19 protein-coding genes are annotated in these 16000 nt (G+C 67.1%); 7 read left to right on the forward strand and 12 right to left on the reverse strand.

Annotation, left to right across the window (positions count from 1 at the left end):
- Positions 1–31: 31 nt before the first annotated feature.
- Entirely contained in the window at positions 32–1057 is a 1026-nt protein-coding gene (tsaD, locus tag E5790_RS07800; RefSeq protein ID WP_111206341.1) for a tRNA (adenosine(37)-N6)-threonylcarbamoyltransferase complex transferase subunit TsaD, read from the reverse strand.
- A 166-nt stretch (positions 1058–1223) separates the two neighbouring features.
- Here tsaD and rpsU point away from each other — a divergent pair, with 166 nt between their 5' ends.
- From rpsU to E5790_RS07830, 6 genes are all read left to right on the forward strand, one after another.
- Positions 1224–1439 (forward strand): 30S ribosomal protein S21, encoded by a 216-nt coding sequence (rpsU, locus tag E5790_RS07805; RefSeq protein WP_002808376.1) that lies wholly within the window; start codon positions 1224–1226, stop codon positions 1437–1439.
- Between the two features lie 133 nt (positions 1440–1572).
- Positions 1573–2016: a GatB/YqeY domain-containing protein gene (locus tag E5790_RS07810; protein ID WP_014645703.1), complete on the forward strand. Its 444-nt coding sequence runs from the start codon at positions 1573–1575 to the stop codon at positions 2014–2016.
- A gap of 105 nt (positions 2017–2121) precedes the next feature.
- Positions 2122–3042, forward strand: coding sequence for a YihY/virulence factor BrkB family protein (locus E5790_RS07815; RefSeq protein WP_032957774.1), 921 nt, complete (start codon positions 2122–2124; stop codon positions 3040–3042).
- Between the two features lie 61 nt (positions 3043–3103).
- Entirely contained in the window at positions 3104–4843 is a 1740-nt protein-coding gene (dnaG, locus tag E5790_RS07820; protein WP_032957772.1) for a DNA primase, read from the forward strand.
- Between the two features lie 27 nt (positions 4844–4870).
- Entirely contained in the window at positions 4871–5371 is a 501-nt protein-coding gene (locus E5790_RS07825; RefSeq protein ID WP_032957770.1) for a sulfur transferase domain-containing protein, read from the forward strand.
- A 28-nt stretch (positions 5372–5399) separates the two neighbouring features.
- Complete coding sequence (locus tag E5790_RS07830; protein ID WP_111206339.1) at positions 5400–6371, forward strand: bile acid:sodium symporter family protein; 972 nt, start codon at positions 5400–5402, stop codon at positions 6369–6371.
- 58 nt (positions 6372–6429) lie between these two features.
- Here the strand turns inward: E5790_RS07830 and E5790_RS07835 are convergent, their stop codons facing one another.
- The 5 genes from E5790_RS07835 to E5790_RS07855 form a co-directional block, all read right to left on the reverse strand.
- On the reverse strand, positions 6430–7239 hold the full coding sequence (locus tag E5790_RS07835; protein WP_049441405.1) for a hypothetical protein: 810 nt from the start codon (positions 7237–7239) through the stop codon (positions 6430–6432).
- Between the two features lie 136 nt (positions 7240–7375).
- Positions 7376–8269: a heme o synthase gene (cyoE, locus tag E5790_RS07840; protein ID WP_014645697.1), complete on the reverse strand. Its 894-nt coding sequence runs from the start codon at positions 8267–8269 to the stop codon at positions 7376–7378.
- Between the two features lie 4 nt (positions 8270–8273).
- Positions 8274–9437, reverse strand: a complete 1164-nt coding sequence (locus E5790_RS07845; protein ID WP_111206337.1) for a COX15/CtaA family protein — start codon at positions 9435–9437, stop codon at positions 8274–8276.
- Positions 9438–9447: 10 nt separating this feature from the next.
- On the reverse strand, positions 9448–10017 hold the full coding sequence (locus E5790_RS07850) for a hypothetical protein (RefSeq protein WP_046428212.1): 570 nt from the start codon (positions 10015–10017) through the stop codon (positions 9448–9450).
- 95 nt (positions 10018–10112) lie between these two features.
- Complete coding sequence (locus E5790_RS07855; RefSeq protein WP_049441402.1) at positions 10113–10829, reverse strand: SURF1 family protein; 717 nt, start codon at positions 10827–10829, stop codon at positions 10113–10115.
- Positions 10830–10886: 57 nt separating this feature from the next.
- Between E5790_RS07855 and E5790_RS07860 the strand changes: the two genes are divergently transcribed.
- On the forward strand, positions 10887–11105 hold the full coding sequence (locus tag E5790_RS07860; protein WP_005412025.1) for a twin transmembrane helix small protein: 219 nt from the start codon (positions 10887–10889) through the stop codon (positions 11103–11105).
- A 20-nt stretch (positions 11106–11125) separates the two neighbouring features.
- Here E5790_RS07860 and E5790_RS07865 read toward each other — a convergent pair whose 3' ends face one another.
- From E5790_RS07865 to E5790_RS07890, 6 genes are read right to left on the reverse strand one after another with little or no spacing between them, the layout of a single operon-like run.
- The gene (locus tag E5790_RS07865; protein ID WP_005407793.1) at positions 11126–12001 is read right to left on the reverse strand and encodes a cytochrome c oxidase subunit 3; all 876 of its coding nucleotides are present in this window, start codon (positions 11999–12001) and stop codon (positions 11126–11128) included.
- A 13-nt stretch (positions 12002–12014) separates the two neighbouring features.
- A complete protein-coding gene (locus E5790_RS07870; protein ID WP_111206335.1) occupies positions 12015–12605 on the reverse strand; it encodes a cytochrome c oxidase assembly protein in 591 nt (196 codons plus the stop codon).
- Positions 12602–12802, reverse strand: a complete 201-nt coding sequence (locus E5790_RS07875; RefSeq protein ID WP_032957755.1) for a hypothetical protein — start codon at positions 12800–12802, stop codon at positions 12602–12604. The genes E5790_RS07870 and E5790_RS07875 overlap by 4 nt, the downstream gene beginning before the upstream one ends.
- A gap of 8 nt (positions 12803–12810) precedes the next feature.
- Positions 12811–14418, reverse strand: a complete 1608-nt coding sequence (ctaD, locus tag E5790_RS07880) for a cytochrome c oxidase subunit I (protein ID WP_004153896.1) — start codon at positions 14416–14418, stop codon at positions 12811–12813.
- A 59-nt stretch (positions 14419–14477) separates the two neighbouring features.
- The gene (gene coxB / locus E5790_RS07885; protein WP_046428202.1) at positions 14478–15431 is read right to left on the reverse strand and encodes a cytochrome c oxidase subunit II; all 954 of its coding nucleotides are present in this window, start codon (positions 15429–15431) and stop codon (positions 14478–14480) included.
- Positions 15432–15442: 11 nt separating this feature from the next.
- The gene (locus E5790_RS07890; RefSeq protein WP_004153894.1) at positions 15443–15919 is read right to left on the reverse strand and encodes a DUF2244 domain-containing protein; all 477 of its coding nucleotides are present in this window, start codon (positions 15917–15919) and stop codon (positions 15443–15445) included.
- Positions 15920–16000 lie beyond the last annotated feature (81 nt).

Raw genomic sequence — 16000 nt, forward strand, 5'->3', positions numbered from 1 at the left:
CGTCCGCCGGGCATGGCCCGGCGCCACCGGCTCAGACCGCCGGCAGGGTCGCCATGTCCCAGCGCGGGGTCACATCCACCTTCGGCGGGCTGTGCTGGCCGGCCTGCAGGCGCAGCGCGCCGGCGAAGGCGATCATCGCCCCGTTGTCGGTGCACAGTGCCGGCCGCGGGAAGCAGGCACGGCCGCCGAGGCGCTCGGCCATCTGCTGCAGGCGGGCGCGCAGGCGCGTGTTGGCGCCGACGCCGCCGGCCACCACGATCACGTTGGTCCCGGCCGCTTCCAGTGCGCGCTCGCACTTGATCGACAGGGTCTCGACCACCGCGTCCTCAAAGCCCCGGGCGATGTCGGCGCGGGTCTGCTCGCTCTGGTCACTGTCGCGCCAGGCCATCAGGACCTGGGTCTTCAGGCCGGAGAAGCTGAAATCCAGCCCAGGGCGGTCGGTCATCGGCCGCGCGAAGCGGTACGCGCCCGGCGTGCCCTGCTCGGCCAGCCTGGCCAGCTGCGGGCCGCCCGGGTACGGCAGACCCATCAGCTTGGCGGTCTTGTCGAAGGCCTCGCCGGCCGCGTCGTCCAGGGTCTCGCCCAGCAGGCGGTACTGGCCGATGGCATGCACCGCCACCAGCTGGGTGTGGCCACCGGACACCAGCAGGGCCACGAACGGCGCTTCCGGCGGGTCGTCTTCCATCAGCGGGGCCAGCAGGTGGCCTTCCATATGGTGTACGCCCACGGCCGGCACCTCCAGCGCCCAGGCCAGCGAACGCGCCACGCCAGCGCCCACCAGCAGCGCGCCGACCAGGCCGGGACCGGCGGTGTAGGCCACGCCATCGATATCGCCCACGCCCAGGCCGGCGTCGGCCAGGGTCTGGCGTACCAGTGGCAGCAGCTTGCGGACATGGTCGCGGCTGGCCAGCTCGGGCACCACACCACCGTATTCGGCGTGCAGGGCGATCTGGCTGTAGACCGCATGGGCGCGCAGGGCCGCGCTGCCGGCCAGGTCGGTGTCATACACCGCCACGCCGGTCTCATCACAGGAGGATTCGATGCCAAGGACTCGCATGCCTGCTATTATGACGCCCCTGCCGCCCCCTCGGGGGACGTGCAGATCTCACTGCTTTCGAACCCCCGGCCCGTATTCAGGGTTGGCCGCTTGCAGTTTGTCGTTTCGCCGCTATAATGTGCGGCTCGCCGGGCGTGACCCGGTTCTACTGTGTCCCGGAGATTCCATGCCCAGCGTCAAAGTCCGCGAGAACGAGCCCTTCGAGTTTGCTCTTCGCCGCTTCAAGCGCACTTGCGAAAAGGCCGGTGTGCTGGCCGAAACCCGCAAGCGCGAGTTCTACGAAAAGCCGACCCAGGAGCGCAAGCGCAAGGCCGCCGCTGCTGTGAAGCGTCAGCTGCGCCGCTCGTCGCGCGACGTCACCAAGCGTCAGCGCCTGTACTGATCGGACGCATCTTCATTGCGGCGGGCCTGCCTGTCGCGATGGAGCCGAAGCCGGCACGCGCGAGCGTCGCCGGCTTTTTGCGTTTCCGGGTTCGGGCATCCGCCCCGCCCCACCTACCACCACGAGGTTCCTCATGAGCATGAAGCAGCAGCTCACCGAAGACATGAAGGCCGCCATGAAGGCGGGCGAGAAGCACAAGCTGGGCGTGATCCGCCTGATCAACGCTGCCATCAAGCAGCGCGAAGTGGACGAGCGCATCGAGCTGGACGACACCGCCGTGATCGCCGTGCTCGACAAGATGGTCAAGCAGCGCAAGGACTCGGTCAGCCAGTACGAAGCCGCCAACCGCGAAGACCTGGCCGAGATCGAGCGCGCCGAGATCGTGGTCATCGAAGCCTACCTGCCGGCCAAGATGGGCGAGGCCGAGATTGTGGCCGCCATCCAAGCCGCCATCGCCGAGACCGGTGCCGCCGGCCCGGCCGACATGGGCAAGCTGATGGGCGCGCTGAAGCCCAAGCTCGCCGGCCAGGCCGACATGGGCCTGGTCTCCAAGCTGGTCAAGCAGCTGCTGGCGTAATCCAGCACCTGGGGTCGGATCCCTTCCGCAGCGCGGAAGGGCTCTGACCCCATTGATGCACTCGCTTCACCGCACCTTCGTCGGTCGCCTGCTACAACCGCACACATGGTTGAACCCGAGCCCAACGTTCCCGTGTCCCTGCACAAGTACCTCAAGCGCCTGCAGGACAGCTTTCCGATGGCGGTGGCCAAGCGCTTCATCGACGTCGACGTGCTGACCCAGGCAGCTTCCGTCTCCTTCTATGCCCTGCTGTCGATGGCACCGTTGCTGGTGCTGCTGCTGTGGCTGACCGCCTCGCTGTACCCACCGGCCCAGCAGGCGCTGATCGACCAGATCAGCTCGGTGGCCGGCAGCAGCGCGGCTACTGTGGCCGAAACCGTTCTGAAGAACGCCGACAACCAGCCGGATGTCGGCTCGCTGGCGGGTGTGTGGAGCACGCTGCTGCTGTTCGTCGGCGCCACCGCCGTGTTCGCCCAGCTGCAGAACGCACTGAACCTGATCTTCCGCACCAGCGGCGAGCGCCTGGAAGGCCTCAAGGCCTGGCTGCGCAAGCGCGTGTTCTCGTTCGGCGTGGTGCTGGCCCTGGGCTTCCTGCTGATCCTGTCGATGACGGCCACCACGGTGCTGCAGGTGGCCTTCGCCCAGCTGCCCTCGATCCTGCCCGCGCTGGGGTACGTCACGAGCCTGCTGCTTTACGCAGTCGGCTTCGCCTTCATGTACCACTACCTGCCCGACCGCCGCGTGGCCTGGCGCCAGGCCTTCATCGGCGGCGTCATCACCTCGGCACTGTTCGCACTGGGCCGCTACGGCATCGGCGTCTACATCGCCACCGTGGCCCCCGGCAGTGCCTACGGCTCGATGGGTGCGCTGGTGATCTCGCTGGTCTGGATCTACTACGCCACCGTCGTGTTCTTCGTTGGCGCATTGATGACGGCGGTGATCGATGAGCGCCTGCGCGCGCGTCATCACCTGGCCGCAGCCGGCATTGATCCGGCAACCGCCAGCCAGGTGCCCGACAGGGGGTAAACTAGGCCGACCGCCCCCGGTTCCGTCGCGTGGTCCTGCACCGCGCCCTGCCCTGTTGCCCATGGCCCGTATCCCCGACGCTTTCATCGACGACCTGCTCGCCCGCACCGACATCGTCGAGGTGGTGGGCAGCCGCGTGCCGTTGAAGCGCCAGGGCAAGGAGTACGCCGCCCGCTGCCCGTTCCATGACGAGCGATCGGCGTCGTTCACGGTCTCGCCCACCAAGCAGTTCTATCACTGCTTCGGCTGTGGCGCGCACGGCACCGCGATCAGCTTCCTGATGAACTACGACCGCCTCGAGTTCCTCGACGCGGTGGATGAACTGGCCAAGCGCGCCGGCATGGAAGTGCCGCGCAACGAGAATCCGCGCAGCCCGCAGCAGCAGGACGACAGCCGCGAGCTGTACTCGGCGCTGGACGCGGCGACCAAGTTCTTCCAGAAGAACCTGGAGGGCAGCGAGAAGGCCCGCAGCTACCTGGATGGCCGTGGCGTGGACGAAGAGAACCGCGCGCGCTTCCAGATCGGCTACGCGCCGGATGGTTACAGCGGCCTGCGCGACGCGCTGGGCAAGGACGAGCGGCGCATGAAGCTGCTCGACCGCGCCGGCCTGTTCTCCAAGAACGACCGCGGCCACGTCTACGACAAGTTCCGCGACCGGGTGATGTTCCCGATCTTCGACCGCCGTGGCCGGGTGATCGCCTTCGGCGGCCGCGTGTTCGAGAAGGACGACGGCCCCAAGTACCTCAACTCGCCCGAGACCGCGCTGTTCCACAAGGGCCGCGAACTGTACGGCCTGTGGCAGGTGCGCCAGGCCAACCAGAAGATCGAGCGGCTGATCGTGGTCGAGGGCTACATGGACGTGGTCTCGCTGTTCCAGTTCGGCGTCACCCAGGCGGTGGCAACGCTGGGTACCGCGACCACGCCGGACCATGCCGAGCTGCTGTTCCGCAACGCACCGGACGTGTTCTTCTGCTTCGACGGCGACGCCGCCGGCCGCCGCGCCGGCTGGAAGGCGCTGGAATCGGTGCTGCCGCGCATGAAGGATGGCCGCCAGGCGTTCTTCCTGTTCCTGCCCGATGGCGAGGACCCGGACACCATCGTGCGCAAGGAAGGCGCCGAGGCCTTCAACGAACGCCTGAAGCAGGCCACGCCGCTGTCGCAGTTCTTCTTCGACGAACTGACCCGCGAGATCAACCTGGGCACGCTCGATGGCAAGGCACGCCTGGCCGAACGCGCCAAGCCGATGCTGGCGCAGATTCCCGACGGCGCCTTTGGCGACCTGATGAAGCAGCAGCTGGCGCAGCTGACCGGCCTGGGCGGTACTGCCCAGGCCACGCGCGCGCCGATGCCGCAACGCCAGCCGCAGCGGACGATCCAGCCCGTGGCCAAGCGCAGCCTGGTGCGCGGCGCGATCGCCGTACTGCTGCAGCAGCCGTCGCTGGCGCTGACGCTGGGCGGCAAGCACCACTTCCAGGGCCTGCGCCTGCCCGGCGTGGAACTGCTGCTGGAGCTGCTGGGGCTGGTCGAACAGCGCCCGGACATCAGTACCGGCGCCCTGCTGGAACACTTCGACGGGCGGGAGGAACAGGCCTCGCTGCATACCCTGGCCGCACAGACGCTGCCCGGCACCGAGGCCAGCTGGACCCAGGAACTGCACGACGCAGTGGCACAGCTGGAGAAACAGCTGCTGGTGCAACGTCTGGAGGAGTTGTTGGCAAAGCAGCGCCAGCAGGGCCTGGACGATACTGACAAGTACGAACTGCGCGAGCTGCTGAAGGCGCGCGCCGGACTGCGCCTGTAGCGGCAGAACGTTTTCACGGAGAAGACCATGCTGCTGCGCCTAACCTGCCTGCTGTTGTTGTCGCTCTGCCTGTCACTGACGGCCCTGGCCGAAGACGCGCCCCTCAACGAAGTCCGCCCCGGCCTGTATGCCGGCGGCCAGCCCAGCGCCGCACAGCTGCAGGCCTTGGCTGCACAGGGCGTGCGCACTGTGATCGACCTGCGCCAGCCCGGCGAGGACCGGGGCTTCGATGAAACCCGCGTCGCCGAATCATTGGGCCTGCGCTACGTGCGCATTCCGGTGGCCGGCGCCGATGGCCTGGATACGGCCAACGTGCGCGCCGTGCACCTGGCCCTGCAGCAGAGCCAGGGGCCGGTGCTGCTGCACTGTGCGTCCGGCAACCGCGCCGGCGCCGTGCTCGGCCTGGTCAATGCACGGTACGAACATGCCAGCCCCGAACAGGCCCTTCAGCTGGGCCAGCGTGCTGGCCTGAAGTCGCTGGAAGCCGCCACCCGCCAACGCCTGGCCACGCCGGTCACCTCGCCCTGAACCCTCCGCACCAAGGACCCTGCCCACCATGACCCGCTGGTGGTCGCGCCTGCGACCGGACAACTTCACCCTCGCCATGCTGTGCACCGTCGGCCTGGCCTCGCTGCTGCCGATGAAGGGCGCCGCCGCCATCGTCCTCGACGATGTCACCACCGTCGCCATCGCCGCGCTGTTCTTCCTGCATGGCGCGCGCCTGCCGCGCGAGTCGATCATCGGCGGCATGCTGCACTGGCGGCTGCACCTGACCATCCTGGCCTGCACCTTCATCCTGTTCCCGCTGCTGGGGCTGATGTTCAAGCCGCTGTCGGGCTGGCTGCTGACCCCGGAGCTGTACCTGGGCGTGCTGTTCCTGTGCACCCTGCCCTCTACCGTGCAGTCGTCCATCGCGTTCACTTCGATGGCGCATGGCAACGTGCCCGCAGCGGTGTGCAGCGCTTCGCTGTCGAGCATCCTCGGCGTGTTCCTGACCCCGCTGCTGCTGACCGCGCTGGCCGGCACCTCGGGCGGCATCCATGATCCGCTGCATGCGATCGGCGGCATCATGCTGCAGCTGCTGGTGCCGTTCGTGGCCGGCCACCTGCTGCGGCCGTGGATTGCCGGCTGGGTGGAACGCCAGCGCGCGCTGCTGCGCTACACCGACCAGGCCACCATCCTGCTGGTGGTGTACTCGGCGTTCGGCGAAGCGGTGACCGAAGGCCTGTGGAGCAAGACCCCGCTGCTGTCGCTGCTGGCTGTGGCCATCGTGGCCGCTGTGCTGCTGGGCATCGCCATGCCGCTGATCACCTTCATCGCCCGTCGCCTGCGCTTCAACCGCGAGGACGAGATCGCCATCGTGTTCTGCGGCTCGAAGAAGAGCCTGGCCACCGGCGTGCCGATCGCCAAGGTGCTGTTCGCCGGCGGCAGCCTGGGCGCCATCGTGCTGCCGGTGATGATCTACCACCAGATCCAGCTGATCGTCTGCGGCGTGATCGCGCAGCGGTATGCGCGGCGCAAGCCCTGACCCGGAAATCCATCCACGCGTGGCGTGGATCTACAGCAGATCCACGCCATGCGTGGATTCACGGCTCCACCAGCGTGCCCACGCTCAGCTGCGGCATCCACACCCACAGGTCGTACTCGCGGCCGGCGTGGGTGTTGACCTCCGGCGAACGCGCGGGCCGTTCGAGCAGCGCCAGCGCCTTGCAGCGGTCCATGCATCCCCAGAAGTGGCCGCGCAACGCTTCCAGCCGCACGCTGTAGATATCCAGGTCGCGCAGTACCGATGCCATCGGCTGGGTCTGCATTTCCGGCGGAGCATCGGCGGGGCGCTGCAGCATGGCGTGGACATTGCCGGTCAGCACAACCATCCGTGCGCCATCGGGCAGGCGCTGGTACAGGCGCCGTAGTTCGGCGGCCATGCGGTCATCGCGGGCCTGGCTGCCGCCGTTACTGTGATTGACGTCGTAGCCAACCACCTCGATCGCGCGGCCCTGCGCCTTCAGCGCGCGCAGGCCTTCGATCATCGCCAGCATGTCGCGGCTGCGGCGACCATCGTGCTGGTCGTCGCGTACGGTCCAGAACGCGCGGCCGTGCAGGTGCTGGCGCGCCGCGGCCCCGCCATCGGATTCCAGATAGTCGCGCAGCACAGGGTTCTCGGCGCGTGGCAGTTCCAGCGCCAGCAGGACCGGCGCGCCATTGCGGCTGTAGTCGTCCACCAGCTGCCGCACCAGCAGTGGCGTCTCGCGTGTGCCGTGGAATTCGCCCAGCACCAGCATGCGATGGCCAGCGGCGTATTGGCGGATCTGCGCGGTAGTGTCGTCGGCATGCGCGGTCACGGCCATGCCCAGCGCCAGCATCAGCGCGGTGGTCCAACGGAAGAACGAATGCATCCCTGCTGCTTCCTTTCCCTGGGGTCAGGAACAGCAATGGCGACGCCGAGACGGCGGTTCAAGGTGATCCACGTCATGCGAGGATGTCCGCGCGATCAGGTGGGGTCAGAGCCCCTTCGGGGATCCGACCCCGAGGTCACAGCCAGGGCAGGATCCAGTGGTCCACCAGCAGGAAGGCGAACAGCGCCATCAGGTACACTATGGAGTAATAGAACATCTTCATCGAGAACAGCTCGTCCGGCGGGTCCAGCATGCGCCACGCGTACCAGAGGAACACGGCGTTGAGCACGATCGCGCCGCCCAGGTAGAACGCACCACTCATGCCCACCAGGTATGGCAACAGGCAGACCAGCGCCAGCACCACCGAATACACCATGATCTGCTTGCGGGTATGCACCACGCCGTGGGTCACCGGCAGCATCGGGATCTCCGCCTTGGCGTAATCCTCGCGGCGGAAGATCGCCAGCGCCCAGAAGTGCGGCGGGGTCCAGATGAAGATGATCAGCACCAGCAGCGACGAGTACGCCCAGTCCGACGAACCCTGCATGCCGGTCACTGCGGCCCAGCCCAGCATCGGCGGCATCGCGCCGGCCAGGCCACCGATGACGATGTTCTGCGAGGTCGCACGCTTGAGGTACACGGTGTAGATCACCGCGTAGCCGATCAGCGAGGCGAAGGTCAGCACTGCGGTGATCAGGTTCACCCACAGCACCAGGAGGGTCATCGACAGCACGATCAGCACGCCGGCAAACACCAGCACCTGCCACGGCTTGACCTTGCCCACCACCAGGGGGCGCCACGAGGTGCGCGCCATCTGCGCATCGATGTGCGCGTCCAGCAGCTGGTTGATGGCGGCCGCGGCCGAGGCCGCCAGCCAGATGCCGAGGAAGCCGAGCAGGCCGGCGCGCACCTGCTCCCAGCTCGGCACGCCGGGGATGGCCAGGACCATGCCGACCAGGGCGGTGAAGACGATCAGGGCGACGACCTTGGGCTTGGTCAGGTCCCAGTACTGGCGGTAATTGGAAAACATGGAATCAGTCCGGGGCACGCAGGCGGGCCAGCAGGCTGACCAGTACGAACAACAGGGCAACGGCCACGCCGTTGTGGGCCACGGCCACTTCCAGCGGCAGCGCCAGCTTCACGTTGAGGATGCCGAGGGTGACCTGCAGCACCAGCAGCGCGATCAGCGCGCTGGCCCAGCCACGCATGCTCGGCAACCGGAACAGGCGCACGCCCAGCCACAGCAGGTAGACGGCCACCACCACCGCGAACAGGCGATGCGCCATCTGGATGGCGATGCGCGAAGCACCATCCAGCACGCCGCCTTCGTAATCCACGCCGATGCCGCGCCACAGGGTGAAGCCTTCGACGAAGTTGTGCTGCGGCCACCACTGGTTGGCGCAGCGCGGGAAGTTGTCCAGCGAGGCGCTGCCACCGCCGCAGGCGAGTGCGGCGTAGTTGGCGCTGACCCAACCACCCAGCGCGATCTGGGTAACCAGCACCGCCACGCCGATGCGCATCAGCCACTTCAGCTTCGGCGCTTCGGCCAGGGTGATCGGCATGTGCGTCGCGCGCCAGGCCATCCACACCAGCAGGCCGAACATCAGCATGCCACCCAGCAGATGGCCCATCACCACGATGGGTTTGAGCAGCAGGGTCACCGTCCACATGCCCAGCAGGGCCTGGAAGATCACCACCGCCAAGGTCAGCAGCGCCGCACGTGCGAGATCGATGTTGCTCCAGCGCAGCGCGGCGATCAGCAGGATCGCCTCGCCGGTCAAGGCCAGGGCACTGGCGGTGCCGTGCCAGCCCATCATGTACAGCGGTATGCCGGCGGCCACCAGCACGCAGGCGGTCACCACCGCCGTGCTTCCGAATCGCCGCTTGCGCGTGGCCAGCAGCGCCAGGGTCAGGATCTCGATGCCCAGCGCGCCGGCCAGGAAGCGATGCACCTGTTCTCGCCAGGCCTTGTGGGTCTCCAGCGGGCGGATCTCCGCCGCCGGGTGGCCGATGGTCTCTTCCACGTGCTGCGGCCAGGTGGCCTGGCCATAGCAGGTCGGCCAGTCCGGGCAGCTCAGGCCGGCATCGGACAGGCGCACGAAGGCGCCGAACATGATCGTGCTCGCGGTCATGATCATGGCGAACCACGCCAGGCGGTGGAAATTGCGGTGCAGCGCCGGACGCGCGGAAATGCTCATCAAACGGGACTCACTTCAGTTTCAGCAACGTGGCCATGTCCTTGCGCAGGCCACCGAGGTCGGAACCCGGGGCATGGCGCATGATCACGAAGCCGTTCGGATCGATCACGTAGACCGGCAGTCCCGCCGGATCGTCGACGCCCGGCAACGCCGCGCGCAGGGCTGGCGACGGAGCCAGCGGCCGCAGCGCGGGCAGCGAGGCGATCGACGCCGGTGGCGTACCCAGCCACAGGATCTCGACATTATCGGCGTTATGGCCGAACAGCTGCCACACCTTGCCCAGTCCCTGCGACAAAGTGACGCACTGCGCGTCGCAGGCACCGGCCGGCGCCACCAGCAGGCGCCAGGTACGGGCCTCGGGGTTCCAGGGGTAGGACTGGCCGCTGGCCAGGGTCGGCGCCTGCTGGCGCAGGTCCACCGGCGGCTTCAGCAGCTGGCCGGCATTGCGGTGCCCGGTCGGCTGCCAGCCGGAGAAGCGCAGCACGGCGGCCAGTGCCATCGCCCCGAAGAACACGGCAAACAGCAGCACCAGGGTCCGGCGGCCGGAACCGCGCGCCTGCGGGGACGTAGCAGTGTTCATGCGGGGCATTTTCTCATGGTTGGGTAGGGGATGCCGGTAGTGCCGGCCGCTGGCCGGCATCCAGGATTGCGGGGGTTGCCGGCCAGCGGCCGGCACTACCGGGTAATCACGCGCCTCCGCCGCCGCTCCAGCACCCCGGCCACCACCAGCACGGTCAGGGCCAGCCCGAACCACTGCACGGCGTAGCCCAGGTGGCGCTGAGGCGGCAGCGTGTTCGGCAGCAGGTCCAGATCGCGCTCGTCGCCAAAGGGCAGCGCCGGGTCCAGCCTCAGCACGCGGTCGGGTAGCGCCTGCAGCCCCAGCGCGCGCGCCAGCCCGTCGTCCGGCAACCGGCTGGCCAGCCAGCGCCCGGCCTCACCGGTAGCAGAGAACGCCGGGCCCAGTAGCAGTCCCGCCGATGGTGGCGGCGCGAGCAGCCCGCGCACGGCCACCGGCGAAGGCGGCGACGGCACCTCCGGAAGCGTGCGATCCGGCGGCAGCGCACGCCAACCGAGGTCGACCAGCAGCACGCTGCCGTCGTCACTGCGGAAGGGGCGATAGATCTTCACGCCAGCGCGGCCATGCCGGATCTGGTTGTCCAGCAGTACCACGCCGGGCAGGAAGCGACCGTGGTCGGCCACGCCGTGCAACGCGCCGGGCGCCGCCAGGGCCTCCGACAGCGGCAACGCCTGTGCCACGGCTGGACCCTGTGCATCCAACATTGCCTGTTTGGCATGCATGCGCTGCAGCTGCCACAGCCCCAATGCGGTGAATCCGGCCATCGCCAGCACGGCCAGCAACCATCCGAACACGCGCGTGTGCTGGCGCATCATGACAAGTCTGCGCAAACGCGGTCAGATAGGCACATCCACCCTGCCCTCGAGCCGCGCATGAGTGATTCGCTGAAGACCCTGCTGGTAATCGCGTTTCTGATCGTCATCGTCTGGAATCTGGGCGCCGGCCTGTACTACCTGCTGGTCGACCGCGGCCAGACCAAGCGCACGGTCAATGCACTGACGCGCCGCATCGCGGTGTCGGTAGCGTTGATCCTGCTGGTGATCGTGAGCATCTACATGGGCTGGATCAAACCACACGGCATCGGCGGCTGAGACCACCGATGCGCGCCTGATCAAAGCACGTAGACGAACAGGAACAGCATCAGCCACACCACGTCGACGAAGTGCCAGTACCACGCGGCGGCTTCGAAACCGAAATGGTTGTCGCGGGTGAAGTGTCCCTTGGCCGAACGCAGCCACATCACGATCAGCATGATCGTGCCCAGCAGCACGTGCGCGCCGTGGAAGCCGGTCAGCATGAAGAACGTCGACCCGTAGATGCCGGAGCCGAGCGTCAGGTTCAGTTCCTTGTAGGCATGGATGTACTCCTCTGCCTGCAGGGTCAGGAAGCCCAGGCCGAGCACCACGGTCAGGCCCAGCCAGATCAGCAGCTGGCGGCGGTTGCCGGCCTTCAGTGCGTGGTGGGCGATGGTCAGGGTCACGCCGGAGGTCAACAGGATCAACGTATTGATCAGTGGCAGGCCCCAGGCCGGGATGGTCTGGAACGCGCCACCGATCGCCGCCGGGCCATTGGTCGGCCATCCGGCGGAATAGCCCTGCCAGAGCAGCTCGTTGGTCATGACCCCACGGCCTTCGCCACTGAGCCACGACAGGCCCAGGTTGCGGGTGTAGAACAGCGCGCCGAAGAACGCGCCGAAGAACATCACCTCGGAGAAGATGAACCAGATCATCCCCATCCGGAATGATCCGTCGACCTGGTGGTTGTAGTTGCCGGCCTGCGATTCGCGCACCACGTCGCTGAACCACCAGAACAGGGTCAGCACCAGCATCGCGATGCCGATGTAGAACGTCCAGCGTCCCCAGCTGGCATCGTTGAGCCAGCTGGCCACGCCCACCATGGTCACCATCATGGCGATGGAACCCACGAACGGCCATTTGCTCTGGGCCGGGACGAAGTACACGTTGGCGTCGGTCGGTGTCTGGGCCATGTCGGTATCCGGGTCAGGGTGCGGCGTGCGCGCCGTCCGAGGTGGCGGCCGGGGCCAGCCGATCGGACAGCGCGTCGTTGCGGTAGAAGGTGTAGGACAAGGTGATCGTCCTGATCTCCGGCGGCAGGTCCGGATCGACGATGAAGCGCACCGGCATGTCGCGCTTCTCGCCGGCCTGCAGCGTCTGCGCGGTGAAACAGAAGCACTCGGTCTTGCTGAAGAAGCCCGACGCACGCGCCGGTGCCACCGAAGGCACCGCGCTGCCGACCACGGCAGCTGCGCTGTCGTTGCGGGCAAAGTACAGCGCCTCGTTGAGCTCGCCGGGCACCACGTCCATGGTCAGCTGCTCAGGATGGAACGACCACGGCAGGCGCGAATTGACGCCGCCATCGAACTCCACCCGCACGGTGCGCTTGCCGGCCGCGGCACCTGCGCTGGCTTCGCCACCGGGACCGCGTTCCAGGCGCACGCCGAACACCTTCTCGCAGGCGATGCGGTACAGCGGCACCAGCGAGAACGTCAGCAGGAACACCGTCACCGCCACGCCGATCAGGCGCGGCAGCCCGGCACTGCGTGACGGTGTGCTGGCCGGTGCCTCGCTCATCGGCCGATCACCCCGCTGAGGATGAAGCCGACGTAGACCAGCACAGCGATGGCGCCGACCCACACCGCCGTGCGCTTCGCACGCTGGCGCTGCTGCTCGATGCTTCCGCCCTGGTAGAGCCGACCGCTGGTCGGCTGCTTCTCATCCGCCGAGCATGGCTCGGCTCTACAGGTCTGCAGCGGGCTCTCGTTATGCATGCCCCACCTCAATGCGTGATGTCGTCATGCGCCAGATCCCCCGGGCGGATGGTCGGCGGGGTGGTGAAGGTGTGCGCCGGTGCCGGCGACGGCAGCGTCCATTCCAGGCCGCGTGCACCCTCCCAGGAACGCGCTTCGGCCTTCTCGCCGTTGCGCAGCGAGGACAGCAGGATCGCGGCCATCATGAACGGGGTGACGAACATGCCGAACGCACCGATCGAGCTGATCAGGTTCCAGTCGGCAAACGCCACGCTGTAATCGGGAATGCGGCGCGGCATGCCGGCCAGGCCGAGGAAGTGCTGCGGGAAGAACAGCAGGTTGACGAATACGATCGACCACCAGAAGTGCACCTTGGCCCACTTCTCGCTGTACATGCGCCCGGTCCACTTCGGCCACCAGTAGTACACCGCGGCGATCAGCGCGAACACCGCACCGGTCACCAGCACGTAGTGGAAGTGCGCGACCACGAAGTAGGTGTCGTGGTACTGGAAGTCGGCGGCCACGATGGCCAGCATCAGGCCGGAGAAGCCACCGATGGTGAACAGGATGACGAAGGCCACCGACCACAGCATCGGTGCCTCGAACGTCAGCGAGCCACGCCACATGGTGCTGACCCAGTTGAACACCTTCACGCCGGTCGGGATCGAGATCAGCATGGTGGCGAACATGAAATAGATCTCGCCGCCCAGCGGCATGCCCACGGTGAACATGTGGTGGGCCCAGACGATGAACGACAGGAACGCGATCGCCGCGGTGGCGTACACCATCGCCTGGTAGCCGAACAGCGGCTTGCGGCTGAAGGTCGGGATGATCTCGCTGACCACGCCGAAGGCGGGCAGGATCATGATGTAGACCTCGGGGTGCCCGAAGAACCAGAAGATGTGCTGGTACATCACCGGGTCACCGCCACCGGCGGCGTTGAAGAAGCTGGTGCCGAAGAACTTGTCGGTCAGCAGCATGGTCACCGCACCGGCCAGCACCGGCATCACCGCGATCAGCAGGAACGCGGTGATCAGCCAGGCCCAGCAGAAGATCGGCATTTTCAGCAGGTCGATGCCCGGCGCACGCATGTTCAGCACGGTGGCGATGATGTTGATCGCACCCATGATCGAACTGATGCCGGCCACGTGGATAGCGAACACGCTGAAGGCCACGTTGTAGCCGCCCTGCAGCGACAGCGGCGGATACAGCGTCCAGCCACCAGCCGGCGCACCACCGGGCAGGAACAGGGTCAGCAGCAGCAGGCTGAAGGCCACCGGCAGCAACCAGAACGACCAGTTGTTCATGCGCGGCAGCGCCATGTCCGGCGCGCCGATCTGCAGCGGGATCATCCAGTTGGCGAGGCCGACGAAGGCCGGCATCACGCCACCGAAGATCATCACCAGCGCATGCACGGTGGTCATCTGGTTGAAGAACTCGGGCTTGACGAACTGCAGGCCGGGCTGTGCCAGCTCGGCGCGGATCACCACGCTCATCGCCGCACCGATGATGAACATGATGAAGCTGAAACCCAGGTACAGCGTGCCGATGTCCTTGTGGTTGGTCGAGAAGAACCAACGCTCGAAGAAACTCTGCTGGTGATGGTGATCGTCGTGCCCAACTGCCGAGTGCGCCATTGCAAAACACCTCTCAGAATCGGTTGTCACCACGGCCGCGGGCGGCCGCGGGCTTTACATCACGCGCCGCTGGCTGCAGTGGCAGGTGCGCTGGCCGCTTCTGCAGCAGCAGGCGCAGCCGGCGCCTCGCCCGCCGGTGCAGCCGGTTCGGCAGGTGCCGCAGGCGTGGCCGGCGCGGCAGCCGGCGCCGGCTTGCGCTGCGCCAGCCACTGTTTGAATTCCTCCTTGGACACCGCCTCGACCACGATCGGCATGAAGCCGTGGTCCTTTCCGCACAGCTCGGCGCACTGGCCGCGGTACACGCCAGGCTGCTCGATGCTGGTCCAGGCTTCGTTGATGAAGCCGGGAATGGCATCCTGCTTCCAGCCCAGCGCCGGCACCCACCAGGCGTGGATCACGTCGTCGGAGGTGATGACGAAGCGCACCTTGGTGTCGACCGGCAGCACCAGCCGGTTGTCGACATCCAGCAGGTAGTGCGGATGGCTTTCACGGGTCGGCACGATGCCACTTTGCCGCACGCGGTCGGACTCGCGGTCCAGTCGGCTGGTGAAGGTGACGTTCTCGCCGAGGTATTCGTACTTCCACATCCACTGGTAGCCGGTGACCTTGACCGTCATCTCGGCATCGCGGGTGTCGTACATCTTGATCAGGTTGGCCGTGGCCGGCCACGCCATCACGATCAGGATGATCACCGGGATCACCGTCCAGATGATCTCGGCCTTGGTGTTGTGGCTGAAGGTGGCGGCGACTGCCCCCTTGGATTTGCGGAACTTGAAGATGGCGTAGGCCATCGCGCCGAACACGATGACGCCGATCACCGTGCAGATGATCAACGAGAGATTGTTCGATTCCCAGGCCAGGCGCGAGGTCTGGGTCACCCCCTTGCCCATGTTCAGCTGCCACGGCTTGGGATCGGCCGCCTGGGCCCAGGCCAACGCCGGCATCAGTCCCCCGGCCACCATGGCGGTGACCACTGCAACGCACTTCGTGCCCCACCTGCTGCTTTGCTTCATTGCCTAGACCCTTAGCGTCGTCGGTTGCCGCCATCGCTGGCGGCGAGCAAGCTTTCAAGTGTCTCTGCGAGCGTCTGACGTTCGGCCGGCGCGAGGAAACTCCCCACCTCCACCTGCCGGCCGCTGGATGCCAGCCGGACCCTCTCATCGTCGGTGAGCAGGCGCACCCAGTGGGGGTGGGCCCGGAACACCGGCGATCCACCGGGTACGGGGATGACCTCCACGTACGCCGGCACTACCCGGATCTCCTCCTGCCGTTCACCGCTGCGCCACAAGGCACGCAGTGCCGCCGCCAGCACCAGGCTGTACAGCAGCGCGAACAGGGGGGCGAATGCATTGCCGGCCAACCACCCGAGGGCGGACACCAGCCACATCGCACCCGACAACACGGTGAACAACAGGACGAACTGCCGGGCATCGAGCGCCCGTGGGGGACGCAGCCGCAGCTGCGTACCTGACCCATCCGGAGCTGGAAGCACCTCGATCATGTCGCAACCGCGTTCCTGCCGCGGGAAACGTCTCGATGGTAGCCCCGCCCTCTCGCCGGTAGCAAGGGTGCATTCACACTT

This window comes from Stenotrophomonas sp. PAMC25021 (assembly GCF_004795795.1).
In the GTDB taxonomy this organism is placed as follows: Bacteria; Pseudomonadota; Gammaproteobacteria; order Xanthomonadales; family Xanthomonadaceae; genus Stenotrophomonas; species Stenotrophomonas muris.